Origin of the sequence: Scytonema sp. HK-05 (assembly GCF_963872035.1) — a bacterium.
In the GTDB taxonomy this organism is placed as follows: Bacteria; Cyanobacteriota; Cyanobacteriia; order Cyanobacteriales; family Nostocaceae; genus Kalymmatonema.
Genome location: NZ_CAWMYC010000167.1, coordinates 1 through 24302 on the forward strand (window position 1 = coordinate 1; position 24302 = coordinate 24302).

General features: G+C 41.7%; 20 protein-coding genes. 7 read left to right on the forward strand and 13 right to left on the reverse strand.

Features of this window, described 5'->3' with window-relative positions; translation table 11 throughout:
- The first annotated feature begins 558 nt into the window (after positions 1 to 558).
- Both AACT52_RS38655 and AACT52_RS38660 read left to right on the forward strand, forming a co-directional pair.
- On the forward strand, positions 559 to 1431 hold the full coding sequence (locus tag AACT52_RS38655) for a DUF4231 domain-containing protein (RefSeq protein ID WP_073635552.1): 873 nt from the start codon (positions 559 to 561) through the stop codon (positions 1429 to 1431).
- A 718-nt stretch (positions 1432 to 2149) separates the two neighbouring features.
- The gene (locus AACT52_RS38660; protein WP_158054952.1) at positions 2150 to 3019 is read left to right on the forward strand and encodes a glycosyltransferase; all 870 of its coding nucleotides are present in this window, start codon (positions 2150 to 2152) and stop codon (positions 3017 to 3019) included.
- Between the two features lie 50 nt (positions 3020 to 3069).
- Here the strand turns inward: AACT52_RS38660 and AACT52_RS38665 are convergent, their stop codons facing one another.
- From AACT52_RS38665 to AACT52_RS38670, 3 genes are all read right to left on the reverse strand, one after another.
- Positions 3070 to 3810 carry an aminotransferase class I/II-fold pyridoxal phosphate-dependent enzyme gene (locus tag AACT52_RS38665; protein ID WP_158054954.1) on the reverse strand — a complete coding sequence of 247 codons (741 nt, stop codon included), beginning with the start codon at positions 3808 to 3810 and terminating at the stop codon, positions 3070 to 3072.
- 77 nt (positions 3811 to 3887) lie between these two features.
- Positions 3888 to 4205 carry an RNA-guided endonuclease TnpB family protein gene (locus tag AACT52_RS41660; RefSeq protein WP_073635555.1) on the reverse strand — a complete coding sequence of 106 codons (318 nt, stop codon included), beginning with the start codon at positions 4203 to 4205 and terminating at the stop codon, positions 3888 to 3890.
- Complete coding sequence (locus AACT52_RS38670) at positions 4189 to 5022, reverse strand: RNA-guided endonuclease InsQ/TnpB family protein (RefSeq protein ID WP_198941074.1); 834 nt, start codon at positions 5020 to 5022, stop codon at positions 4189 to 4191. Before AACT52_RS38670 ends, AACT52_RS41660 begins: the two co-directional genes overlap by 17 nt.
- 61 nt (positions 5023 to 5083) lie before the next feature.
- Between AACT52_RS38670 and AACT52_RS38675 the strand changes: the two genes are divergently transcribed.
- On the forward strand, positions 5084 to 5251 hold the full coding sequence (locus AACT52_RS38675; protein ID WP_198941075.1) for a hypothetical protein: 168 nt from the start codon (positions 5084 to 5086) through the stop codon (positions 5249 to 5251).
- A 60-nt stretch (positions 5252 to 5311) separates the two neighbouring features.
- Here AACT52_RS38675 and AACT52_RS38680 read toward each other — a convergent pair whose 3' ends face one another.
- A complete protein-coding gene (locus AACT52_RS38680; RefSeq protein ID WP_073635557.1) occupies positions 5312 to 5752 on the reverse strand; it encodes an aminotransferase class I/II-fold pyridoxal phosphate-dependent enzyme in 441 nt (146 codons plus the stop codon).
- Between the two features lie 427 nt (positions 5753 to 6179).
- Between AACT52_RS38680 and AACT52_RS38685 the strand changes: the two genes are divergently transcribed.
- Positions 6180 to 7982 (forward strand): ABC transporter substrate-binding protein, encoded by a 1803-nt coding sequence (locus AACT52_RS38685; RefSeq protein WP_073635559.1) that lies wholly within the window; start codon positions 6180 to 6182, stop codon positions 7980 to 7982.
- Positions 7983 to 8204: 222 nt separating this feature from the next.
- Positions 8205 to 8825: a hypothetical protein gene (locus AACT52_RS38690; protein WP_073635560.1), complete on the forward strand. Its 621-nt coding sequence runs from the start codon at positions 8205 to 8207 to the stop codon at positions 8823 to 8825.
- Between the two features lie 253 nt (positions 8826 to 9078).
- Here the strand turns inward: AACT52_RS38690 and AACT52_RS38695 are convergent, their stop codons facing one another.
- The 3 genes from AACT52_RS38695 to leuS all read right to left on the reverse strand — a co-directional run bounded on the left by AACT52_RS38695 (position 9079) and on the right by leuS (position 14168).
- The gene (locus AACT52_RS38695; protein ID WP_073635561.1) at positions 9079 to 10458 is read right to left on the reverse strand and encodes a Dyp-type peroxidase; all 1380 of its coding nucleotides are present in this window, start codon (positions 10456 to 10458) and stop codon (positions 9079 to 9081) included.
- A gap of 160 nt (positions 10459 to 10618) precedes the next feature.
- Positions 10619 to 11083 carry a hypothetical protein gene (locus AACT52_RS38700; protein WP_073635562.1) on the reverse strand — a complete coding sequence of 155 codons (465 nt, stop codon included), beginning with the start codon at positions 11081 to 11083 and terminating at the stop codon, positions 10619 to 10621.
- Positions 11084 to 11582: 499 nt separating this feature from the next.
- Entirely contained in the window at positions 11583 to 14168 is a 2586-nt protein-coding gene (gene leuS / locus AACT52_RS38705; protein WP_073635563.1) for a leucine--tRNA ligase, read from the reverse strand.
- Positions 14169 to 14463: 295 nt separating this feature from the next.
- On the opposite strand from leuS, the gene AACT52_RS38710 reads away from it, so the two are divergent.
- A complete protein-coding gene (locus AACT52_RS38710; RefSeq protein WP_073635578.1) occupies positions 14464 to 17853 on the forward strand; it encodes an AAA domain-containing protein in 3390 nt (1129 codons plus the stop codon).
- A 10-nt stretch (positions 17854 to 17863) separates the two neighbouring features.
- On the opposite strand, the gene AACT52_RS38715 is transcribed toward AACT52_RS38710, so the two are convergent.
- The 3 genes from AACT52_RS38715 to AACT52_RS38725 all read right to left on the reverse strand — a co-directional run bounded on the left by AACT52_RS38715 (position 17864) and on the right by AACT52_RS38725 (position 21604).
- Entirely contained in the window at positions 17864 to 19603 is a 1740-nt protein-coding gene (locus AACT52_RS38715; protein ID WP_233154175.1) for an SUMF1/EgtB/PvdO family nonheme iron enzyme, read from the reverse strand.
- Complete coding sequence (locus AACT52_RS38720) at positions 19573 to 20754, reverse strand: hypothetical protein (protein ID WP_073635565.1); 1182 nt, start codon at positions 20752 to 20754, stop codon at positions 19573 to 19575. Before AACT52_RS38720 ends, AACT52_RS38715 begins: the two co-directional genes overlap by 31 nt.
- A 199-nt stretch (positions 20755 to 20953) precedes the next feature.
- On the reverse strand, positions 20954 to 21604 hold the full coding sequence (locus AACT52_RS38725; protein ID WP_073635566.1) for a nuclease-related domain-containing protein: 651 nt from the start codon (positions 21602 to 21604) through the stop codon (positions 20954 to 20956).
- Positions 21605 to 21825: 221 nt separating this feature from the next.
- Between AACT52_RS38725 and AACT52_RS38730 the strand changes: the two genes are divergently transcribed.
- Positions 21826 to 22227, forward strand: a complete 402-nt coding sequence (locus AACT52_RS38730) for a gamma-glutamylcyclotransferase family protein (protein ID WP_233154176.1) — start codon at positions 21826 to 21828, stop codon at positions 22225 to 22227.
- Between the two features lie 57 nt (positions 22228 to 22284).
- Here the strand turns inward: AACT52_RS38730 and AACT52_RS38735 are convergent, their stop codons facing one another.
- The 3 genes from AACT52_RS38735 to AACT52_RS38745 all read right to left on the reverse strand — a co-directional run bounded on the left by AACT52_RS38735 (position 22285) and on the right by AACT52_RS38745 (position 24243).
- The gene (locus AACT52_RS38735; protein WP_073635579.1) at positions 22285 to 22923 is read right to left on the reverse strand and encodes an anti-sigma factor family protein; all 639 of its coding nucleotides are present in this window, start codon (positions 22921 to 22923) and stop codon (positions 22285 to 22287) included.
- A gap of 156 nt (positions 22924 to 23079) precedes the next feature.
- A complete protein-coding gene (locus AACT52_RS38740) occupies positions 23080 to 23736 on the reverse strand; it encodes a sigma-70 family RNA polymerase sigma factor (protein ID WP_073635568.1) in 657 nt (218 codons plus the stop codon).
- 351 nt (positions 23737 to 24087) lie between these two features.
- Positions 24088 to 24243, reverse strand: a complete 156-nt coding sequence (locus tag AACT52_RS38745) for a hypothetical protein (RefSeq protein WP_198941076.1) — start codon at positions 24241 to 24243, stop codon at positions 24088 to 24090.
- Positions 24244 to 24302: the final 59 nt, after the last annotated feature.

The window sequence follows — 24302 nt, forward strand, 5'->3', positions numbered from 1 at the left end:
CTGTCTTAACTGTCTTAACTGTCTTAACTGTCTTAACTGTCTTAACTGTCTTAATTGTCTCCTACTAATTTTTTCCATATTGCGTACTGAACTAAGGCAAACGCATCTTAATTTTGCTTATTGGTTGTAAGATTGTATTTGGTTGTAAAAAAGGATTACAGAAAAACGACTATTCCGTGTAAATATATAAGCCAAATTAATCATCAAAAACCATGAGATATATGAATTTGATGACTACACATAACGGATTAATAACGCTTGTTCAAGTAGCATATCAAATAATAAAAAATTATTAGTTGTTTTGCTTTTCTGTTGTCAGCGCACAGCACCGCGAGTAGCGATCGCCTTAAAGAAAATGTAGAGACGCTTCAAACAGCGCGTCTCTACAAATGACTAATAACTAATGACTCATGATAAAAAAAGTGTTGCCATATTAAGTAAAGAATTGTATTGTAAGGATTGATTATTTCCTTAATTAATGACTAGCGAAGTAGAGGCGAGTGTATTCAGCATAATTTTTGTGCTAGATTTGACCCGTAACGAATTGAGTAAAAGCAAATGGCTACTTCTGAATTGACTAATATTGACCAGAAAAACCAAAGGGAAGTTTTCGAGACCGTTGAAAGCTTCTCCTCTCCCTCAGGGCAGAAAAATTTGTTTACCTTGAAGGTAATTGAGTATTTATTACTTGCTGCTTTTTTCTCTTCTGGTATAATTGTGATATTTTATCCAGATGATAAGAAAATTGTCATAGCAGGAGCAGTATCTCTAACTATTTTGTTTTTTTTGTTGCTCATTAATAGACAAGTGTTTGAAGACTCTAAGAAGTCTGTTAAGGAATCTGATCTCACCCAAAAAGCTGAGTTGTATACTTATCTATTAAGTAATCATAATTCCTGGAATAAAAATACGCTGACTTTGGCAAGAGGAAAGGCTTTACAGTACTGCCAAGACTTAATTGATGATTATAAAAGAATTCGGAGTGTATCGAGAAACCTTTACTATAGTTTGCAAATTGCGACAGTAATTTTATCAGGAGTCACGCCAATTTTAGTTTTGGTAGACAAATTAGAAGCAGGACAAGCCTGGCTGAAGTGGCTCCCTGTACTTTGCCCAGCTATTGCTTCTATAATCGCCAGTATAGTTACCTCTTTTCCTTTTCAGAAGAATTCGGTTGCTGCTAACACAGCCGTTGAATTGTTAGAGGCTGAACAAGAGAAATTTATATTGGGAGTAACTCCGCCTTACCGTTGTTACGATGTGTCTGACGAAACCCAACAGCAACAAAAGGCAAGCCAGGCATTAGAATACTTTATTATTCAAGTGAATAACATTCATCTCAACCAACTGCAAGAACAACAAACGGGTGAGAAGCAACCAGAAAAGACAGAATCAACTCCATCTAACGAGCAAAAGCAGGAGCAGGGTTAAGCAAGCTAACACCAACTAGCAGCTTAAACATAGCTCTAGAAAGTTTGAAATAGACTGGGTATGGGGTTAGGTGGGAGCTTAACAGTTATCAGTTACCAGTTATCAGTTACCAGTTAATCCCCATGAATAAATGAGCGGGGATTTTGGCAAGGAATAACTTTTCTTTTCTTTCCACAAATGAATTTGGGGGCTTGTACCCGGAATGTGAACAGTGAAAAGTCTCTCTGTTACCTCGGACTGTACTTGTTCACTGTTCACTGTTTCGGTCAAAACAATTCAAAAAACCGTCATGACTGCGTGCTAAAAAGAATGCTTTTTGTGACGGACAAGAATCCTGCTTGAGAATACTACCTCACCCCATTCAATTTGGAAGCGATCGCACTCCCCGCACTCCCCCTTGGGCAATCCGTAGCAGCAGTCTCCAAATGGTAGTTTCGACATACCAATACATTCCTCATTTTTTATTTCTCGCACATAAATAGCATGTTGTCAAAATAATTTTGATGCGTTTGCCCTGCAACTAAATCGAAACTTTCAAAAAATTTATTTACCATTTCTTTATCCTAGTTAATGTTAGTTTGGGCTAGACATGGTAAAATATTCACATGATAAAGATTTTAGTGTTATTAAAAAATACCCAGTTATTTCATCCTACCTGCGGAATGTGGGTTTCACCTATTTCCGGCTTTTGCTTATGGTTAGAACTGACTTCCGTTTCATGAAAACCAAACCACCAACTCAAGGCGCAATATATTGTGCTGTAGACGCATGGTCATATTTAGAATCTGCTGTCATCAGTGCTTTTGCTCTTCGTCAGGTATCGCCTAAGCTACCAATCATCATCTTGTCAAATATAAAAAAGACAGGACTTCAAGAGCAGTTGTCAGAACTTGATATTGTCATCAAACCAATTGTTATTCCTGAAAAAGAGAGGCTGAGTCATGTCATGGTATCTAGGCTGATTAAAACCAGCTTGCATACTTTTACAGAGTTTGATGAAACTCTATACTTAGATGCTGATATTCTGCCTCTAAAACCAATTGATGAAATCTGGAGGTTCTTAGAATTTGAAAATATTGCTATGGCACTTGATCCATATCCTACCATTTCTCAATGCTGCCATATTGACGAAGTAGAAAAAACTTACACCTTAAAAACGTGTGCTGCTGATTCTGTTCATTTTAACTCAGGGGTGATGCTCTGGAGAAATACCTCAGATGCTCATACTCTATTTGAAACTTGGCAAAAAGAATGGAGGATATTTAAGCAGCAAGATCAATTAGCTTTGTGCCGAGCGGTTCAGGAAACGAAAACTAAAATTGCACATCTACCATCTACTTATAATTATCCAATTCCTTTGCTCGTAAATATAAGTCAGATAGAGGATATAGAGCAGATAAATAAATTAAAACCTGACCTCCCTCAACTGAATGATATTAAGCTTGTTCATTGCTTTAAATCAATAACATTATATTCACAGATATTCAAAGAAGTTGCTAGAAGATTAATGCCTGATGCAACCGAAAAAGCCCTAAGATGTTTAAAATCTATAAGTGAATGTGAGTTCGACGTAGAGTTAGTTAGTTAAATGGATTTGCTCGTCGCCTTTCATCCCCTGCGATTTATCCGGGGACTGAGTTAGTTGAAAATACAGTCCAGCAGATATTGCGGTCTCACAGGACACACACGGAAATAATCCGGACATCCAAATATGCTACCAGGTGAGACTTTTACTTTGCTGCCATTCAGGATAATATAGTTGCTAGGAGCCTTACACTCTAAAAAGTCTTGGTACTTAGCCCAAACATAAACAGCACCAGAACTTTCGATATAGTACTGATGCTTTGATAGTTGGTCAATTGCAGATTTGATATTTTTTTGCGTAACGCTCACCAAGGCTTGAATCTGACTGATTAAACGCTTATCCTGGAGAATTGAGGCACAAGCGGACTGAGAAATTGAACTGACGCAAGAAGCATAACTGCTACGAAACATTTGCATCTTCTGTATAGTACTCTTGTCAGAGACAACAAACCCAATCCTCAAACCGCCCAAACCGAGCATTTTGCTCATGGAATCAATATGTACTAAGTTTTCTCCGCTAGAGGAATTCATTCTATCCAGAATGCTGGCTCCTGGTTGGTTCATTAGGGAAAAAACACGATAAACCTCGTCGGATATGACTTTAACCTGATACTCTTGTGCAATGTCTAATATCCGGTTAAGATCCGACTGAGATATTTCAGCACCGGTGGGATTGTTGGGAAAATTCAAGACGAGCACAGAGGGCTGGTAAGCAGATATGGAATGTGCGATCGCCTTGGCGACATTTTCATCTCTTGGATCGTATGTGCGAATGACTGTTCGTGAACTACCCAACACCGACCCTAACGTCTGTCGGTGTGGGCTTCTGATTTCATCGACCGTTGCCCCTTGCCCTTACTTTGTAGGTGGTCTTACACAGCCTCTATCAGCAAGAACGGGGTTCCCAAGTCCATAGATAATATCCGAATACCTTCATTTCTTATGTTCAGCGCTGCATTACCATCACGGTCATGATGAGTTTTACACGATGGGCAATCCCATTCACGTATATCGAGCGTTAACTCATCAAGAACATGACCGCAGCATGAACAAGTTTTTGAGCTAGGGAAAAATCTGCCAATCTCTACAAGTTGACCGTCCTTAGCTTTTAACTTGTAGTCCAGAAAGTTAGCAAACATTCCCCAGCCCACGTCGGATATTGATTTTGATAGCTTACGATTCCGCACCATTCCCAAAACAATTGAGATTCTCTACAATGATGACGCTTGCTTCGTCTACCAGTTTTCTGCTCAGTTTATGCAGAAAATCCTGGCGGGAATTTGATACTCGCTCATGAACCTTGGCTACTAGTTTTTTGTACTTATTTCTTGAATTACTTCCCTTTACTTTACGAGCAAACTTCTTTTGTTTCCTCGCTAAATTCTTTTCATGACGCTTCAGGTATTTTGGATTGGAATACTTGGTAACTTCATTGCCATCGTGAACAATAGCAAAGTCTTTCAAGCCAAGGTCAATGCTGAGCGTCTTGTCACCAGATATCTGACTAGATTCACCCTCAATCTCAAGTAAGATTGAAGCGAAATATTTATCTGTAGGTGTTTTACTGATAGTGACAGTCTTAACTTTCTCTTCAATGGGTCTATGAAAGACTGCTTTAATAACACCAATCTTGGGAACTTCTAAACAATCACCCACAACCTTAACGTTTTGAGGATATTGGATTGATTGCTTGTGATGCTTTGACTTGAACCTAGGGAACTTAGCTCTACCCTCAAAAAAGTTAGCATAAGCCTTGTTTAGGTTGATTGCTACACATTGTAAAACAGCAGAATAACAATCCTCTTTCAACCAAGGGTACTCGACCTTTAGTTGCGGGAGATAAGCCTTGTAAAGGCTTAGCTTTAACGACTTTCCTGTTTGTGAATAGTGTTGAATGCAAGCATTAAGGGCATAATTCCAATACCACCTTGCACAACCAAATGACTTAGCTAGGGCTATTTCTTGTTCAGTTGTTGGGTATAGTCTTACCTTAACTGCTTTCAACACTTTCATCACCTCCTTTTTGCTATTATAATAACATAAATGCAAAGGCAATGTGTAGGCAATTATGAAAAATAAAGCATTAAACTTGAGAATATCAGAACGCAGGTTAAATAAGTTGCGGCTATACTCAGCTTGGAAAGATAAGACAATGACTCAAATACTGGAAGACTTCATTGACTCGTTACCCATCCCAGAGAGAGGCAATTCCTCCGAGACCAACATTGCTGATTGAACTGCGTTCAATGCCGCTTGTTGGTCAATTCGTTATTGCCCAGAATTCATCCCAACACGCTCACGGAGTACCGTTACAGTGTGGGGCTTCTTCTGCTCTAGCTAAAGCTTGCGCCCACATGTAATAGGGAGTCCAGCCAGGCTTGGGTAAAACAATTGTATCGCCTCGATCCAGGCTAGCCAAAAAAGCCATCCACAGAGCTTCCTTGGCTCCTGATGCAATTAATATTTGCTCTTCATCAATGCTATAGCCTTGTTTAAACAAGTAGCTGGCGTATGCGGAGCGCAAACTTTTCAACCCCAGAGAATCGACATAGCCTAACGGCGCTTCTTTCACACTAGCTAGGATAAGTTCCTTAAGCCAGTCAGGCTGTTCAAGCTGAATCTCGCCAATAGATAAATCTACAACTTCTGTTCTGGAGGTATCTGTTGCTACAGATGTGGGATATCCGTTTAAATTAGTTTGGAAACTGTTGAGAATGCTGTCGATATATTGATTCATAACAAAAGGCTGCGTCTGGACAATAGACTTCTTGCACTCATTTTTTTTCTTAGTGTTCTTCTTTGCGTCTTTGCAACGCCAGTCGCCTCTGTCGGGAAACCCTCCTACAGCGCTGGCTCGTCTTTGCGCGAGACAAAATAATATTTATGCAATCTTGTCTAATAACAACCAACCATACTATGGCATCAGGTAATACATATTCAGGTTAGTAATTGATCCAGCCAGTAATTCCCGTTCGCTCAAAGATACATGAATACGCTCCACTTGTTTATCTTGGTAACGATCATTGACTTGACTTGCCATTTCATGCCCTAAGTTATTGATAAAATTATTAGCATAATTGGAATATCGTTTTTGCAACACAACCGCAAAAACTGACGATAGCTTGGTGGATATTCTTGGTTTTACCTCTATGTGGGGCTAGTTGATGGTTTGGCTTGGTCGTAGGTTTGCAGTTGTTCGACATCTGCGTCTGTTTGTGGCTTTGGCATTATCTTGTTTATTAATCATCACAAGCAGTTGCAGACCTGTACAGTTTAAAATCAAGGAGGCTGGGGTTTCTCAATTAGTTTTAGTCACTGCAAATGAGCCAACGACCTTTAACTATCCCCTCATTCAATCTCCTTACCCTATTTTTCCCTTATTATATGAGGGATTAGTAACTGAGAATGCTCTCACGGGAGAGTTTGAGCCAGCATTAGCTGAGTCTTGGGAAATTTCTCAAGACAAGCGGCGAATTACTTTCACTTTGCGTGCGGGATTAAAGTGGTCAGATGGTGAACCACTCACTGTTGATGATGTGCTTTTTACCTTTAAAGACATTTACCTCAATAAAAAGATTCCTACAGCTTTCAGAGGTTTTTTGCAGATTGGTAGCGCTGGTACTTTGCCATCGGTGCAGAAACTCGATGAACGACGAGTGGAGTTTACTTTGCCAGAACCTTTTGCCCCTTTTTTAAAATATATAAAAGAACTGTTAATTCTTCCCGCTCATGCATTGCAGGAGTCGGTACTGTCCATCGATGATAAGGGAAATCCTTTGTTTGTTTACACTTGGGGAACCGATACAAATCCCCATAAAATCATCGGCAATGGTTCTTATAAGTTGGCAAGCTATACTACTGGTGAGCGCGTAGTCTTGCAACGCAATCCCTACTACTGGCGCTCTGATCAACGGGGAAATTCTCAACCCTACATCGACCGTATTATCTTACAAATTATCACATCCACTGACAATCAGTTGATCAAGTTTCGCTCTCGGGAACTTGATACTATAAAAGTCGCCCCTGAGGCGTTTAGCTTGCTAAAGCGCGAGGAAAAGCGCGGGAAATTTACCGTTTACAATGGCTTAGATCCTATTAGCAGTTTTGTTCGTTTCAATCTCAATCAAGGTCGTAATGCTCAAGGTAAACCTTTTGTAGATCCAATCAAGTCTCGCTGGTTCAATACCTTAGCTTTTAGGGAAGCAGTTGCTTACGCCATTGATCGCGAAACGATGAAAAACAATATTTATTGGGGATTGGGTGAAGTGCAACATTCACCCCTTAACGTGCAAAGCCCCTATTACTTGTCTGCGGAAAATGGGTTAAAGGTTTACAACTACGACCCCCAAAAAGCAAGGCAACTGCTAATAAGAGCGGGTTTTAAGTATAATGCCGAAAACGAGCTTTTGGATTGGGAAGGGAATCGGGTACAATTTACCCTCTTGGTGAAATCAGAGGAGAGGTCTAGGATATACGCAGCAGTTCAAATTCAACAAGATTTAAACAAGATTGGCATCAAAGCGGATTTGCAGGTACTCAACGAGAACACTGTACTGCAAAAGGTGTACAACAGTCGAGATTGGGAGTGTTATGTGGGCGCGACTGGTTTTCCCGGTGCAGATTTTGAACCCGATCTTCTGTCTATATTCTGGCGCAGTGGAAACTCATCTGTGAAGCAACTGACTGACTGGCAGCGAGAGATTGATAATCTGTTCGCTGCTGGAGAGAAAGAACTGGATCGAACCAAGCGCCAAAAAATTTATCGCAGATTTCAGCAAATTGTTGCCGAACAGTTACCGATGTTTTTCCTGGTGCATCTGCCCTCGTTTGAGGCAGTGCGATCGCGCATCCATAATCTCAAATTTTCTCCTATGCAGGGTGCTTTCTGGAACATTCACGAGATCAGGACTGACGAAAGCACACGCAGGACATCAATGATTATGCCTTGGAGTGAAAAAAACAATTAAGATTGTACGGACAAGAAGATAAATTTTGGAACTGGGAGTTTAAAGTTCAATACGGTTCAGTTAGTGGTGTTTAGTTTTGTTAAGATCCCCCAACCCCCTTAAAAAGGGGGCTTAGTTCCCTCCTTTTTAAGGAGGGCTAGGGAGGATCAATCCTTAACTGAACTGTATTGGTTTAAAGTTCAGTTTATCTGAAAGAATTTCAGCCCAGAAGTGAGCAGTCAAATGAGCCGCCAATCATTGCTAGACCCAAATCGCTCGTATACTTTTAACAATTACTTTGAATTAGGGTTTGCGGTTGACGATTTAGTAGCTGAATTTGGCTATTCGTTTGAGCGTAAATTTATCAATTTACCTCAATATTCAGGTACATTAGACCGACTTCTCGATTTAAAACAGCGGATTGAAGAAGTGTTACCGTATGTGGATTTAGAGAACGAAGCGACACGCCGGGAAATGCTAATTGCACCGATTATCACTGATTTAATCCACTATTCGCACGCTAAATTACGAATAGAATACAGTATTAAAGTTGACAATAGACTCCAAGGCAATTTGGATTATTACCTGCGAACAAAGGCTAATGTCATTGTAATTGAAGCCAAGCACGCAGATATCAACAAAGGATTTACACAACTGGCGACTGAAATGATAGCCCTTGATAGATGGACTGATTCGACTCAAGCAGAAATATTGGGAGCAGTAACGACAGGTAATGTTTGGCAATTTGGTATATTATACCGACAGACACAAAGTATAGAACAAGCGATTAACCTCTACCGAGTGACTGAAGAATTGGAAGTGGTACTCAGGATTTTGCTGGCTGCGCTGATGAGTGAGAGTTGATTTTTATACAAATTAATCAAAACAGGCGATCGCCTGTTTAAGGATTGAGAAAGTTTCTTAAAAATCAGTCAACAGATAACGTTAACTTGGTGATTCCCCCTCCCCCAACCACTATATGCGCCCGCCTTTAACAAGTCGTCGATTGACGCATGAGTGGTAACTATTTCCCGCGCGCATATTCCCCTCCTAACTTTTCTCTGGTGTCGGGGATTTTATTGCTTAATTGACACAGGGGAACCACCTGAATCTGTAACTAGCAACTTGGGTTGCTACCCTGGCGATTATTGCCATTTGCGGCGATGTATTTTAGCGCAGTAATGCTAGGGAGAAAGCAATAAGCGCTCCCTCGGGTTTTAATAAACTGTTGAAACCCCTGAATCTTCAGAGAGTTCTGAGGGAGTTCACCGGGAATATTGAATTCACTGCTTTGGGATGAGTTGTCGCCAACTAGGGGATCTTTATTATTGCTGGGTAAACCGGCAAAATCGCCTTTGTTCACCCAATTTTTCATAACAAATTCGAACTGGTTTTCAAGACTGACACAGATGAACATACCGAGCAGTCCCCTTTCGATTCCATCGTCAGGAGAGTTAGGATTATAGGGTGGGCCATAGGGCATTCCTCGTCGTAGGAGCCGGTGATTTGAAGTTATACCCTGTACTTTTGCGGCGCGAGGGTTAGTGCGACGTATGTGTGAGCCAATGGGGCATCGAAGCCCTTTCGAGTCGTCGGAATAATCAAAGTCATTTAATTGATTGCAGCTAATCGGCGTCTGATCTGGGGGTTCATCAGCATCGGGTGAAAGAGCCAGGGGTACACCGTTGCGCCATCGACCGCAGAGTTTAGCAGCCAGCTTTTCTGGCTCGATTTTATCCGCATAGTCTTGGAGAAATTTCTCGAAGCCAGCAACGTCCTGCTCAAGCACTCGAAAAGCCACAAAACTACCATACAAACCCAACTCATGGGGGGTCGGTATTTCGTAGAAACGCTTATCGTCATTCATCACAATAAACTGATAAGCAGGAATAATTGCTTGCCTATCAGATGGCATTTGAGGGCCACCCTCGATAGTAGGCTGTGAAATTCCATCCTTGTAGCCAAAATGAATCTTGCCATCGGGAAAAGTATTTCCGTCAAAATGAGATAACTCGTTGACCGCTTCTCCCTGAGCAAACAAGGACCGCAATGTTGTTGACTGCGACTCCAATACATCATCATCTTGGGCATACAGGGAAAGTAGGACATGAACATTAGGCGTTCCTAACTCACCTTTCCAATGCTCAGGAGCGCTCTCTCCTAGGTCCCCAATTTCCTTTGCTTGAGCAGGGGCACCTTGTCTAAATGAATTGAAAGATTGAAACGAAAATTCTGGCAATTCGAGGGCTTTTAAACCCTCAAAAGTAAATCCAATATTCAAGCAGTAGCTCGGCTTTTTGTCCCACGGCGCAGCAGTAGTGATTTGAGGGCTTGAGGTAGGAACCCCCCCCACAAAATTACCAATGAAATGCTTCGCCGCATCTGCTTTATTAATGTGCAGAATAAAGTATCGCACTTTATTCATGTTATAGCCACGAATAATCAAACCTTGGATATTGTCGAGGGGAAGAGTAACTGGCGGTTGCTCATTTTCCATAGATTTTTTATCGCTAAGCTTAACTTTGTCTATTCAGACTGCATAGACAAAAGTATCAGTCATACGGTCGAACAAAGAACGGAGGAATTTTACAATCTAAGTCGATTGAAAAGTCGATTTGAGACAGTATTTTGAGAGGAAATATCTCGTGAGCTAATGTTTAATTCTTTGCGTTTGTAAGAATTTGAACTACGCTCAAAGTAGGATAAGCGCTGTACCACACCTCTACTTTTTCATTGTGTGCATCTACAAAATCAGCAAAGGCTTGAGCATTCTTTTTTACGGGTATAAGACTTTCGCCATCTACTAGATGCTCGAGTAATGCATCGAATACTTCACTGACGACATCAACGAAGTCTTGGACATATTCCTTAAAATCCCCATCATAGGCAGTAAAAAGTGCAAATTTGGTGTAGACCTCATCAGTTGACGTAGTATCTCTTTCGAGGAACATAAAACGTCCAAAATGTACCGTGCCTATCTGATCGAGGGCCTTGCCGTCAACATGAGTTAAAATCTGTTTTAACTCTTTATAGTGTTGCGCCACGGGTTGCTTGATCGGTGCAATAAAGCTCAATGGTTTTTGTGCTGGCGTCGTGGTAGCTTGTTGCTCATTGTTACTCATCAGTTCGGCCTCCTTTAGTGCTAGGGAACTTAAGTGACTAGAGAGTACTACAGTTGCCGGAATGCGCATTCCGGAATTCTCCGAATAAGTCTTAGCCAGCCTGACCAAATGCGGTTATCTTAAGATAAAACTGGTGCTACAAACCAGAAATATTGAAAACTGCAACACAACTTTACAGGTGGTATTGGGCGAGAAAATCTTCTAAGGAGAGGGTTTTTGGGGAGATATATGTCCGAAGCGTCAATCTCCTAAACTCACATCTTGCACCAAGAAAAGTTGATGTAAAATGTACACACAGTACTAACCCTAAAGCCCTTATTTTGCCGATAAAAGCCAAGACAAACACTGTAAATTTATTGCGCTGCTTTTGATTAAACCCAGGGTTATACGGATAGGTGCAAGATCTGAGTAAAGGCATTATTTTGATTATAAGAAAAAGAAGAAGGCAACAAAATATCACCTTCTTCCTTTTCTTCATTTTGTCAATGAGAAAAAACTTCTAACCAACCACAAAATTTACCAACTTCCCTGGTACAACAATCACCTTTTTAATTTCCTTACCCTCAAGGTAACGCTGAACAACTTCTGACTCACGGGCATACCTTTCCAACTCTGCTTTATCCGCTTGTGCCGGAACTTGAAGATCTGCACGCTTTTTGCCGTTAACTTGAATCACCAAAGTGATTTCATCAGCAACCAAGGCAGATTCATCATACTTCGGCCAAGCTTGTTTGTGGACTGATTCGCTGTTACCCAATTGATGCCACAATTCTTCAGCGATGTGAGGTGCCAAAGGTGCCAGCAACACTATCAAAGTGCGAATGCCTTCTACATAAATCCGTGAGTCTTTGCAGCTAGCTTCAGCCAAAGCGTTACTCAACTTCATCAATTCTGACACAGCGGTGTTGAATTGATATTCGCCTTCCACGTCTTCCGTGACTTCTTTGATAGCAATGTGAATTGCCCGCCGCAAGTCTTTTTGGGCTTTACTCAGTTGTCCTTGCTGATTGCTAGCCACTGTGGGCTGGGCAGTAAAATCTGTCACCAATCGCCAAACGCGGTTTAAGAAGCGGAATTGCCCTTCCACGTCAGCTTCATCCCATTCCAGGTCTTTTTCTGGCGGTGCTTTAAACAGGATGAACATCCGGGCAGTGTCTACACCGTATTTCTTAATCACATCTTCCGGTGCAACACCGTTGCCTTTAGACTTAGACATGGTAGCGTAAAGGCGTTGCAACACTTCACCTGTCTGCGGATCGCGAGGATCATCTGGATTGGTGACAAGATAGGAAGGAATCCATTTATCTTTTCCAGATTTGTTGGGATTCATATAAGTTAAACCCTGTACCATCCCCTGAGTCAACAGGCGTTGGAAAGGTTCGTCAAAATTCAACAAACCTCTGTCTCGCAGTACCTTAGTAAAGAACCGCGAGTACAACAAGTGCAAAATCGCGTGTTCAATCCCACCCACATACTGATCCACTGCCATCCAGTCATTTGTCTTTGCAGGGTCAAAAACTTGTTGCTCATTTTTAGCATCGGTAAAGCGCAAGAAATACCACGAGGAATCAATAAAGGTGTCCATCGTGTCAGTTTCCCGCTTTGCCGGAGTGCCACAAGTTGGGCAAGGAACATTCACCCAATTTTCCAACTTAGCCAAGGGTGAACCGCCACGCCCTGTAAATTCCACATTTTCGGGCAACTGCACAGGCAAATCTTCGTCTGGAACTGGCACCACGCCACAGTTAGGGCAGCGAATCACTGGGATGGGCGCGCCCCAGTACCTCTGCCGCGAAATCAACCAATCCCGCAAGCGATACTGTACGCGCGTTTTGCCAAAACCTTGTTTTTCGGCGTATTCGACGATCGCTTGCTTAGCGTCTGTGGAAGCCATACCATCGAATTGACCGGAATTAATCACAAATCCCGGTTCTGTGTATGCCTGTTGTAGAACTCTCGGATGACCCGTCTGTACATTATCTGTATCTGGTGGCACAATCACCACTTTGATAGGCAAATTCTGTTCCTTAGCAAACTTGAAATCGCGTGCATCATGTGCGGGAACGCCCATGACTGCACCCGTACCGTATTCATACAGCACGTAATCAGCAATCCAGATGGGAATTTCTTCTCCAGTAAACGGGTTAATTGCCTTACCGCCAGTGGGAATACCACGCTTTGGTTTATCTTCCGCAGTCCGTTCCAACTCGCTTTGATTGGAAACTTCTTGAATAAAGGTTTCTACCGCTGCTTCCCGTTCTGGTGTCGTGACGCGCTTTGTCAAGGGATGTTCTGGCGCTAACACAACATAGCTGACGCCATAAACCGTATCAGGGCGAGTGGTGTACACGCCGATTTTTTCTTCCATCCCAACAATAGGAAATTCCAAGTACGCCCCTGTTGACTTACCAATCCAGTTTGCCTGCATCAACTTGACGCGTTCAGGCCAACCTGTTAACTTATCGAGGTCATTCAACAATTGTTCGGCGTAGTCAGTAATCTTCAAAAACCACTGCCGCAAGAGTTTGCGTTCAACTTTAGCACCACTGCGCCAAGAACGTCCTTCGCTATCAACTTGCTCATTTGCCACGACAGTTTGGTCAACTGGATCCCAGTTCACAGCTGCTTCTTTTTGGTAAGCTAACCCCGCTTGGAAAAACTGCAAGAAAATCCATTGTGTCCATTTGTAATAGTCTGGCGAACACGTGGCAAGTTCGCAATCCCAATCGATAGAAAAGCCAAGACGCTTTAATTGCTGTCGCATCTGGGCGATATTTTCATAAGTCCACTTCGATGGCGGAACACCTCGGTCAATTGCGGCGTTTTCTGCAGGCAAGCCAAAGGCATCCCAACCCATTGGATGTAGTACCCGATACCCTTGCATCCGTTTGAGGCGAGCAATCACATCAGTAATCGTATAATTACGGACGTGACCCATGTGCAGGCTGCCCGAAGGATAAGGGAACATGGACAGAGCGTAGTATTTTGGCTTACTGCTATCTGTAACAGTTTTATCTAAGCCTTGTTCAGTCCATGTTTTTTGCCATTTTTCCTCAATTGCTGCTGGGTTGTATCGGGACTCCACAATGAGAACTCCTAACTGAATCTAGTGGTCGCTTCTGTTTCGCTATTGTGGCATACTCTAGAGTTACCCTGACGACTGAACTGCCACTCTCAACTACTCTTATGTGTTTCTACTAACCCAAGTTGCTAGTTAGGTCAGACTGCGCTCAAAATATTGAATAAAATCTCCTTACCCTGCCATTATCTTTGATAATAGCAATACCTGTGCTTTGACTTGCGGGTTAATGCTTTGTATCAGATACGATAACTAGTAACCTATAATACAGTCAAGCAAGTGCAGCAACGTGGAGGCTGTTTTGAACAAAGCCAGCAAAGTAGAAGCAATCCTCAACGCATGGTTAAAGTTCATTGCTTTGGAGGATTATAGTAAGGCAAAGATTTCATCAGATGCAGTGAAGCAGCGAGGTGTAAACCTGAAAGGCAATCGTGTATTCATTGTGCCAGAGACCTTTTCAGAGTTGCAAAAAAAAGTTAGTCAAGGGCAATCAAGTCAAGAGACAATCTGGGCATCATCCTTTCCTCAAATTTGTACTCAAGAAGAAGAGAAATCTTATTTTCGTCCTCTATTTAGCTTAGATATAACATCCATTATTCAAGGAGAATATCAAGCAGAAGGGTGGAATATTGATGAACTTACACTGACGGAAGCAGGAGAAAATTTAGCCACTTTTTTCAAATTAGATGATGAAGAGCGGGAACAACTAAATATTCAAAATGGACTTAGGCATTTACTGAATAATATCTTCGGATTAGATTTTGAAGAAAGTTATGAAAACTGGATGAAATCAGTCAATATTCCTCGCTCATCAGAGATTAAAGAAATTAAACGGCAGCCTTACTTGTTTGAGTATCAGGGTAGCAATTTTAATAGGAACCTCAGATTTGACTTAAAAGATATCCTAAAAAATCATAAGGAGAATCAAAGATATTGGCTGAAGCAAAAGCATCCAGCCTATGAATATCTGTTTGGCAAACCAGAGCCTTTTGAACCCGAAGTGACGTACATGGGTGCTTTCCCAACAGATGATCCACCTGCCGGCTCGCAATTAAAAGCACTGAAACACGCTCAAACAGAAACCATAACTGCTGTCCAAGGACCACCAGGTTCAGGAAAAACTACTCTCATCCTTCATGTGATTGCTCAACAAGTTGTAAAGCGAGCAATACATTTAATTGAAACTGGTGAGGACATCAATAACTTGACGGTTGTTAGCAGTACAGTAAATAAAGCTGTTACAAATGTCATTGACAAGCTGGATTTTTATCTAAAAGATAAACCTCTAAACGAGAAAGTTTTATATCTGAAAGGAGGAAGTAAAGCTAATATTAATTCTCCCGGAAGCGCTAAAGAACAGCTACAAAGTGCAATTATTGATTATTTAGACAAAAATAATTTTGATGATAACCTTTACAATTGTCTAGCAGAAGAAATCAAAAGAATCAAATCAGATTTCACTTTTCAGGAAAATAACTATTTAAATCTGCGTCGCCAACGTGCCTTAGATGAATCGGAGCAACCTAAACTTCAAGCAAAAATCCAGGAACTTGAATTAAAACTGAACAACGCCAACGCCGCTATAACTCAGTTTCAGAGAAGGGCTGCACAACTGGAGCTTTACACAGAACTTCCAATAGATATTTATCAAAAAATTCAGGATATTTTTAATAATGCCATATCACAGCTACCTGGAGGAAATTTATCTTGGTGGAGAAGGCTGTGCCTCTGGGTAACTCGCACAACAGAGAGACATATTGTTACAAGAACGGCTTCCAAATGCAAAAAATATATTGTACAAACCATTGATACTCCCTTTCCTGTTGAAAACCCCACCAGTCGTAGTATTTTGGTTGAACAGACGCGGTTCGTTGAAGAAAGACTTGATAGAGCGAGAGAGTTACAAGGTGTACAAGCTCAATTAAGGGAAAATTCTGATAATATAATCCGTTTTGGTAACGAGCGTGATGAAACACTTAAAAATTTGACTGCTTTAGAACGCAGATTGGAAACTCAACCAAAAGATTTTTATAGTTTCTTTCATGAAGACTATCATGAAGAACACAAAAGATTATTTGAATTATCGCGGCAATTTCTCAATCAACACGCACTGCGAAACAAGGAAGATGTCAAGCGGGCTTTGATTTCATATTCTAACTTTTTTTCTGGAAATAATAAAACTCCTAACACGTTTTCCAAAAATTCAGATGACTATCTAAGAGCTTTGAGTTTGATATTTCCTGTCATTACTTGTACTTTACAATCTGTGCGAAATATGTTGCCTTCGGTGAAGGAATGCATTGATCGCACGATTGTAGACGAAGCAGGAATGATTCCACTACATCAGACATTTCCCTTGCTAGTGCGATCGCGCAACGCCATTATTGTTGGTGATCCATTACAAATTGAGCCTATCATCTCACTAGCAAGGCAAAGACGCGAGCAATACTGCAAAACAGCTTTTCTTGATTGTGGATTATCCGAAACTGAGTACCATTGTTACAGCCCGGAACAGATAGAATGCGCGACTACCTATCATCGAGCTGCGGGAGCAAGTGGAGAAGAAGGTAATACAGGTCAAGGTATTCGCCTGATTGAACATTATCGCTGTCAGCCTAGCATTATTGAATATTGCGATCGCATCGTTGGGTATGGGTTAGAGGTAAAAACAGAACCAACCTCTTCACCATTAGGAACAAATTTAATTGCTTACCACGTTGAGGGAAACATCAAGGCTAGAGTTAATCAGCAAGAGGTTACTGCAGTACATGAATTAATCAAACACCTTGTTAACCAGGGGTACTCACCAGAAGACATTGGTGTGATTTCACCTTTTCGTGTTCATGCTGATGCATTGGAGAATAGTTTACTCAAACAATTTCCTCGTCTGCGGAGAAATGATAATATTGGCACAATTCACACCTTTCAAGGTTCTCAAAAGAAAGTGATTATTTTATCCACAAAGGTTTGCCAACCGCTGGATAACTATAACTGGATTAACAAACGACCAAATCTTCTCAATGTTGCTGTATCTAGAGCCGAAGAACTTTTTATTTTAGTTGGTAACCTTTACAGGTTAGAGAAAGCAGGAGGTTATACCCGTCGGCTTGTTGAACATATTCGAGAGTATGGAGTTATTTTAGAGTACAAGACTGAGGCAGAAATTCCTGAGCAGCAGCCAGGAAGTCAGCCAGTTTATGATTGTAACCATTTAAAAGTTTTTCAAGATGCTATTGAGCAAGTCGAACAAGAATTGACGATTGTTACACCTTGGATTCGGGGACATGAGCCAAAATGGTTTGTTAATGAAATTATTTCTGCTTTGGAAAGAGGGGTAAATGTAAAAGTCATTTATGGTTTTCAAGGAGATGAAGAAAATGATAATAATGATGCTCAAGCTGAACAAAATTTAAGGGAATTATTTTCCCAATATCCAGGTTCATTTATACGTCGCTTAGGCAAAGAAATACAAGTAGAAAGCAGGGGAACAAACGAAAAAATTTTAGTCTGTGATACCAAATTTGCTGTTGTAGGAAGTTGGAACTGGCTTTCTCATCCTTATAGGGATGCGTGTAGGAAATCGCTCATAAATAAGAAGGTTCAAATCCGTCAAGAAACTAGCTTCCAAGTATCTGAGCCTTTGTCCATTTTGTCAATCAAAGAAAGAATAGCTAAATTAATACCGAATTAATCATAAAATTTTATCCAAAAGAGCAGACAACCCGAAAACCAAATTCTTTGTCCCTGATGTTTGGGTTCTCAAAAAACCGAGATGCAGAACGACAGAAACGAGGAGAAGAATCCCAAGAACCACCCCGCAATATTCGATATTCAGGATTTCCATCATTCACCCATGCACTACCATCTAATGGTGCGCCTTGATAGTCTTCGTGTTGATAGTCCTCACACCATTCCCAGACTAACCCGTGCATATCGCATAGTCCGAAGGTATTAGCTGGAAAAATACCAACCTCGGTTGTCTGTTGTTTATAAACTCTATTGGCGTCTTCTCCATAATAGTTTGCCAAATCTGTTGTGATTGTTGCACCAAAATGGAATGGGGTTGTTGTTCTAGCACGACAAGCATATTCCCATTCGGCTTCACTGGGTAAGCGATATATTCGTCCTGTTTGCTGCGATAGTCGCGCACAAAACTCTTGTGCATGACGCCAACAGACTCGCTCTACAGCTAAGTTATCTCCCTTAAAATAGGATGGAGCTAAATCAAGTTCGCTTTGGATTTTTGGAAATTCTGCAACTACTCTCCACTGCGCCTGAGTGATGGGATAACGACTCATAAAAAAAGATTTTACAGTCACTAAATGTTGGGGACGCTCATCTTCATCGGATTCAAATTCTTCTTTGGGCGCTCCCATTGAAAATTTCCCATCTGGGATGTAAACCATTTCTAGGCAAACTTCATTGTCCAAACTTTCTATAAAGTACTTTCCCTGTTCCGTGCACCGTTTGGTTTCTCTACCTTGTGCATTCACAGTCACCACTTCAAAGTCAAAAGTTGTGGTGTCTGGAATTAACAAATTTGGCGATTTCGCTGAGATATTTTTTACCGATTCATCGTTGAACTGAGGAATTTTCTCTGGTAGATTTAAGTTGGTTGGACGAGAAATATCTACATCTCCATCCCAACTGCGACGATAAAAATAAGTTGGTAATTGTTTTTTATCTAAACTGGCAAATTGCCGTTTGACTTTTTCAGCAATTACCTCCATATTTGGAGGCCAAGATTCCAAAGCTTCCTGTTCGAGTACCTCCCTGACTGCTTGAGAGAAATATCCTGTTTGACTTTTAGTGTTAACCTTTGCTGTTTCTCCTTCTCTGGTGGCAAGCAATACAAACTGTTGAATGTCTTGCCTAGGACTACCGCTAGAAAATTCTTTCCCTCTGAAATTAGTTGGTCTTCCTTTCGACTCCGAAACATAATTGGCACAAGCATCAACCATGCAAATATGATTCGGAATCTGAAACCAATTGGAAGCGAATAAAAGGAGCAAAGAATTCAAATCTAGGTTTCGCCAATTTTGGGATGTGGCATCAGCACAAAATAGCCTGCGTTCTCGTTCAGAGGTAAGCAAGCCATGTCCCACCCAAAAAATAAAGAGCAAATCTCCTTTCTTTTTGGATAAAACATTCTCAATTATGTCAGATAGATTATTCTCGGTTGCTGCTTCTACTTCTAGTTCAGATTGCTCGACTAAGTAACAACTTTCCTCTAGCGGCGACAAGCAAAGCCGGATATTTTCTTTCGGCACACCTCGCTTACACAGCCATTCCGCGAATTTCAGGGCGTCATTGACAGGACCACCGCCCTTTACATTCCAAGCAGTCTCGTGGTATTTCTCGATACCTACAACTAGCGCATAAGTCCGCTCTGGTTTGGCGACTATCTCAGTCATGGTAATCTGGGGACGATCGCTTTCCATGTGGCTGGATTTTCCCAGTAAGCGCTGTGCGATCGCGGAAATGGTTGTTTGTTATCTACCAATACATCCTGCACTTTATTGGGGAAGACATTAGCCCCAATGTAACTGAGAAAATCCCGCAAATCGTATATATTCAACCAAGCTGGGAAATGGTCTGGCAGTGGTTCACCATATTCTAAACTGTGTAGTGCATTAATTTCGTATAAAAATGGTGCTTGGGAACCAACCGTCACTAATAGCGCCACCTGTTCCAACCCTTCTTTAACAAGCAAGTCAACGCAGGCAATACCTCCCAAACTATGAGTTAATAAGACTACTGGTGGTTCAGCTTGTTCAATAATTTCTCGAATAAATTGGCGAATTCGTTCTCCTCGGCTTTGATAAAGCAAAATATCGCAAGGAAAGGGCGAAATTGCGTCTGTAATGCTACCGCGCTTGCGCTTCATAGCAAACGTAGTTGGATGCGTCAGCAGAGAAAGAGGCTTCCACACCCAGCCTCCCAATCCCAACTCTGCTTCTCCCAAGGCACAGCTGAGCTTTTCTACCACTTCATCCCGTAATTCAGCATTAGTGAGAATTGGTGGATATTTTTCTTGTTGTTCACAGTAAAACATAGCCTGAGCCACAATCGCTCTTGCTACAGCATCACAATACTCGCTTAAGGATTCTGATGCCTTTTGCAAGGCTTCTTGGTAAGCTTGACTGCGAAGAACTGCTTGTAGTGCTTCATCAAACACCAAAGCAATTCCCGCCTCTACCAAAAGGGCTTGTAGTTCTGGTGAAGGGTTCAGGCTTTGCAACCGAAAATTTAATTCATCGCTGGGTTGCTCTGCAAAAGGATTAGCAACATCTTCCGCATTCGGTTTTAGTGACAATAACCGTAATTCATAAAGGGGATCACGGTATAGCTGCTCCCACAGCAAAATCTCCTTCTCTTCTTCCTCTTCTTCTGACAACGCTAGTGTCGCGTCATACAAAGGTATGGATGCCCCTTGAGCATTTAACTTGGTTCCTAACATCTCACCCCACAAGCAAGGGACAACCTTGATATCGGGACGTTGGATACCAAGCTTTTTTTGAATTAGCGCAAAAGTTTCCTCGTATTGAGGTGGGCGTACCCCTGTGCCATGTACAAATACAAGACTTGTCATTGTCTACAGAAACTCAAGGGGATTGATGAAAAACTTTGTTTGTATGTATTATCAACAGCTTCCACTCTTTAGGCAATACTATGCACTATGCGATGATTTTTCTGAGCCTTATATTTTAACTGCTAAATATTTATCTTTTAAGTATCTAAGCAGCTATACTACCATCAAAACTAAGCTAGCTATATTTTGTAAATTTCTTTTATGTTGACGTCAATAAACTCAATAAATTTACTGCATCAACTACATATACACCATTAATTTGCTTGTTCTGCTCGATTTTCTCTAGGTTTGCCTGCGTAAAACAAATGATTGGTTGCACAAAACTCACGCGCTTCATATCTTTTAGAGTGCTTGCCTGACCTTTAACTGCTTTTAACAAGTTTTTCCCATTGTTAAGATCATAAACCTGCTTGCCGTAGTGTCGCTTCAGCATAGCACCATCAAAAAATATTCTGCCTTTGTTACTTTTGACATCTACTACAAAATAATTACCTCTTGGGGAACGCAAAAACACATCTGCATCACCCCAGCGCTTAAGCGGAACATTGTATTCAATTCTCCAGCCTTGGCGTTCCAGAGGTTTTAACAGTCGCTCTACCTCTTCTTCTCCGTCAGCACCTTGGTCTGCTTGATTGGCTTTGATCCACAACTGTTGCCCTTGTTGGTAAAGCAAAGCTGCACCAACCCAGCAGCCAAGCACAACCAACACTCCTAATCCCGATGTGGTTGGTATCAGTAACAAAATCAAAAGGGGAGGGACGGCTAAACTAAACGCTCCTCCAAAACGTGCTAAAGCTCCACTTCTATGTTCGCGGGCTAGTTGTCTGATTCTCCTGCCAGCTTTTGGCACATCTACTCCCCTAGTTCACATCGTTACATCTATATATTGGGAGAATTAGCAAAATTTTACAGCTTGTGCAGAATACAGACATACAACACTACATCTTTTACATTGTAAATACAATACTACGTTGTATTTAAAGCATAAGATGAGTAGAGGGCTTACTTTCTGCTTGCAAAACAAGTTGCTCGCCTTCTAAAAGGGTGAACTTCAGTTATTGAGGATTCTTGGTGCTAAAAGTCTTTGTCTACGGCACGCTCAAACCAGGTGAAGCAAATTATCAAAGATATTGTGCTGGTAACGTGGTTGATACTACTAAAGCGATCGCACAAGGAAAATTATTTGCCTTACCAATGGGCTATCCGGCGATGACACCAGGAAATAGCCCTGTCCACGGCTACTTACTCTCGTTCACTAATTTAGATGTCTTAAAGGCTCTGGACGAGTTGGAAGATTACCACCCCGACCGAGCCGCGTCAGAAAATCTTTACAATAGAAAGCAAATTGAGACCCATGACCCACAAGGGCATCCGCTTGGTTGGGCTTGGGTCTATATAATGACACAAGAGCGAGCGCTTCAATTAGGAGGCGTCCACCTACCTGACGGTTGGTGGAGTGGATCTGAAATTTAAAAAGTTTAAATTATGAATTATGAAATTTTTAAAATTAATAATTCATAATTCATAATTTTAGTTTATATCGGATTGAATATTTAGGTCGTGCTCGATATCCTGCGATTGAGGCTCCATCTGATTCACTGGATTTTCAGCAGAAGCTTTTGCTGTTTTCGGAATTGGGATCACCGGGTTATTTATGGCAACCATGAGCGGTGAACTGACAACAGCAGGAGTGGGCATTGCTGATTGTGCCTGTTGTATTGGTTGGTTTTGAGCCATTTGAGGCAGCCTTGATTCGCCGCCTAGTAAACCAGACAATGCACCAATGACGCAAGCAGCAACAGCAGCGCCTCCACCGAACCATACTAGCCTGGAACGACGGCGCAAACGCGCCATCACCTGCTCAACTGTTTCTTCTAATGACTGTTGCGGTTCCGGTACTGGAAGAGTCCGTATACCTTGCCGCAGCTTTAACAGTCGGGCATACAAACGCTGAACTGTGGGATCGTCTGCAAGCCATTGTTCAACTTGCTTGCGTTCAGCAGCCGTCACCTCACCATCGAGGTAAGCACTCAATAACTCGAAGCGATCGCGCTTCATCATATCCATAGCAGCACCCGTTGATTCATTGGTATGCTTTGCCGAACCATCTGGCAAATCTTTATGATCTTGCAATTGGGAACGGTCATCAAACTGAGAATCAGTAGTCATCTTAACATTATTACCAATTCCTACACGGGTAAACACAGCGGACAAGCATGAGAACTTAATCAATTCTTCTCCTGTTGGCAGAAGCACTCTGTAATTTCTTTAATATTCTTAATGAATTATCATATCTGCCATTGACCAAAGGACGGAAACTGTTCATTACGAATCTAGATAATTTTGCAACTGAGATTGCAATCTCGCTCTTGCTCTGGCTATTCTCGACTTGACTGTTCCCAAAGAAACACCAGTGATTTCAGCAATTTCTTCATATGCCAATCCCTCGATTTCTCTAAGAACAATTGTAGTACGGAACACCTCTGGCAAATCAGCGATCGCCTCCCGCAGTTGCTCGTAAAACTCTCTAGTCGTCAGTTCTTCCTCGGGTCCTGGAGTATCTCCAGCAATTTCCCAATCCATTTCGCCATCGTCTACCGCACGGGGAGCATCCAGCGACAAGGGACTAACAACCCGCTTGCGCTTGCGCAACTCATCGTAAAATAAGTTGGTAGCGATGCGGCTTAACCAGCCCCGGAATTTGGCGGGCTCTTGTAATCGGTTAATATTCCGATATACGCGAATCCAAACCTCTTGAGCCAAATCAGCCCTGTCAGGCCAATCAGGAGCCAGATGGTATAGAACTCTATCAACCTGGGATTGATAACGGTGCAATAATTCGGCAAATGCCGCACGATCAGGGCGTAGTCCTGCTTGACAACGCAAAATTAGGTCGTGGTTTGAGATTTTGTCAACTTGCACCGAAACTTCTGGAAGCCTCGTATCAACCGTTGACCAGGATACAGTAATCGATTGACTCATAGATCGTACTGGCTGTAAATCATCCCTATCTATTAGACCTGCTAATGAGCAGGAAGTTCCTTTATTGAGTGACGGATTTATGACTGGAACACTAGCCTATACTAACGAGTGGTAGATACGTGGCGGCACAAACAACTTCTTCCTGAGTCTTTTGCTGAAGAAACTTGCCTCCTTCACCCTTCAGTCATTACGTAATAGGGGCACGGCAATGTTACTTATACTTGTGCAATATTAAGAACTGACCACCTACGCTTGACATATTTGAGTTACGCAATCAGGACAAAGATACAAGAAGGCATTGGCTCCCCACTACTCCATCTGCCGCTACTCCCCCCACTGCTTCATAAAACTTTATTGCCGTGGCAAGGTTACTACGAGGTTTGGTGCTGTTTCGGCTTCTTGTGGGTAAATTTTGCTATTTGTATTTGTTTGGTCGTTTACGTGAACTTGCAAAAACAGATTTAAGGAAAAAGTAATCGTAACCGCTAGTAATAGTTTTTCTAACATAGTTTTTTTCTCCCCCACACCAATAATGATTGATTGCTACATTTAGTGAAGAGTTCCTC

Coding starts and splice junctions, on each gene's coding strand:
- AACT52_RS38655 (WP_073635552.1), top strand. CDS start 559: ATGGCTACTTCTGAATTGACTAATATTGACCAGAAAAACCAAAGGGAA.
- AACT52_RS38660 (WP_158054952.1), top strand. CDS start 2,150: ATGAAAACCAAACCACCAACTCAAGGCGCAATATATTGTGCTGTAGAC.
- AACT52_RS41660 (WP_073635555.1), bottom strand. CDS start 4,205: ATGGTGCGGAATCGTAAGCTATCAAAATCAATATCCGACGTGGGCTGG.
- AACT52_RS38675 (WP_198941075.1), top strand. CDS start 5,084: ATGAAAAATAAAGCATTAAACTTGAGAATATCAGAACGCAGGTTAAAT.
- AACT52_RS38680 (WP_073635557.1), bottom strand. CDS start 5,752: ATGAATCAATATATCGACAGCATTCTCAACAGTTTCCAAACTAATTTA.
- AACT52_RS38685 (WP_073635559.1), top strand. CDS start 6,180: ATGGTTTGGCTTGGTCGTAGGTTTGCAGTTGTTCGACATCTGCGTCTG.
- AACT52_RS38690 (WP_073635560.1), top strand. CDS start 8,205: ATGAGCCGCCAATCATTGCTAGACCCAAATCGCTCGTATACTTTTAAC.
- AACT52_RS38695 (WP_073635561.1), bottom strand. CDS start 10,458: ATGGAAAATGAGCAACCGCCAGTTACTCTTCCCCTCGACAATATCCAA.
- AACT52_RS38700 (WP_073635562.1), bottom strand. CDS start 11,083: ATGAGTAACAATGAGCAACAAGCTACCACGACGCCAGCACAAAAACCA.
- AACT52_RS38715 (WP_233154175.1), bottom strand. CDS start 19,603: ATGGAAAGCGATCGTCCCCAGATTACCATGACTGAGATAGTCGCCAAA.
- AACT52_RS38720 (WP_073635565.1), bottom strand. CDS start 20,754: ATGACAAGTCTTGTATTTGTACATGGCACAGGGGTACGCCCACCTCAA.
- AACT52_RS38735 (WP_073635579.1), bottom strand. CDS start 22,923: ATGACTACTGATTCTCAGTTTGATGACCGTTCCCAATTGCAAGATCAT.
- AACT52_RS38740 (WP_073635568.1), bottom strand. CDS start 23,736: ATGAGTCAATCGATTACTGTATCCTGGTCAACGGTTGATACGAGGCTT.
- AACT52_RS38745 (WP_198941076.1), bottom strand. CDS start 24,243: ATGTTAGAAAAACTATTACTAGCGGTTACGATTACTTTTTCCTTAAAT.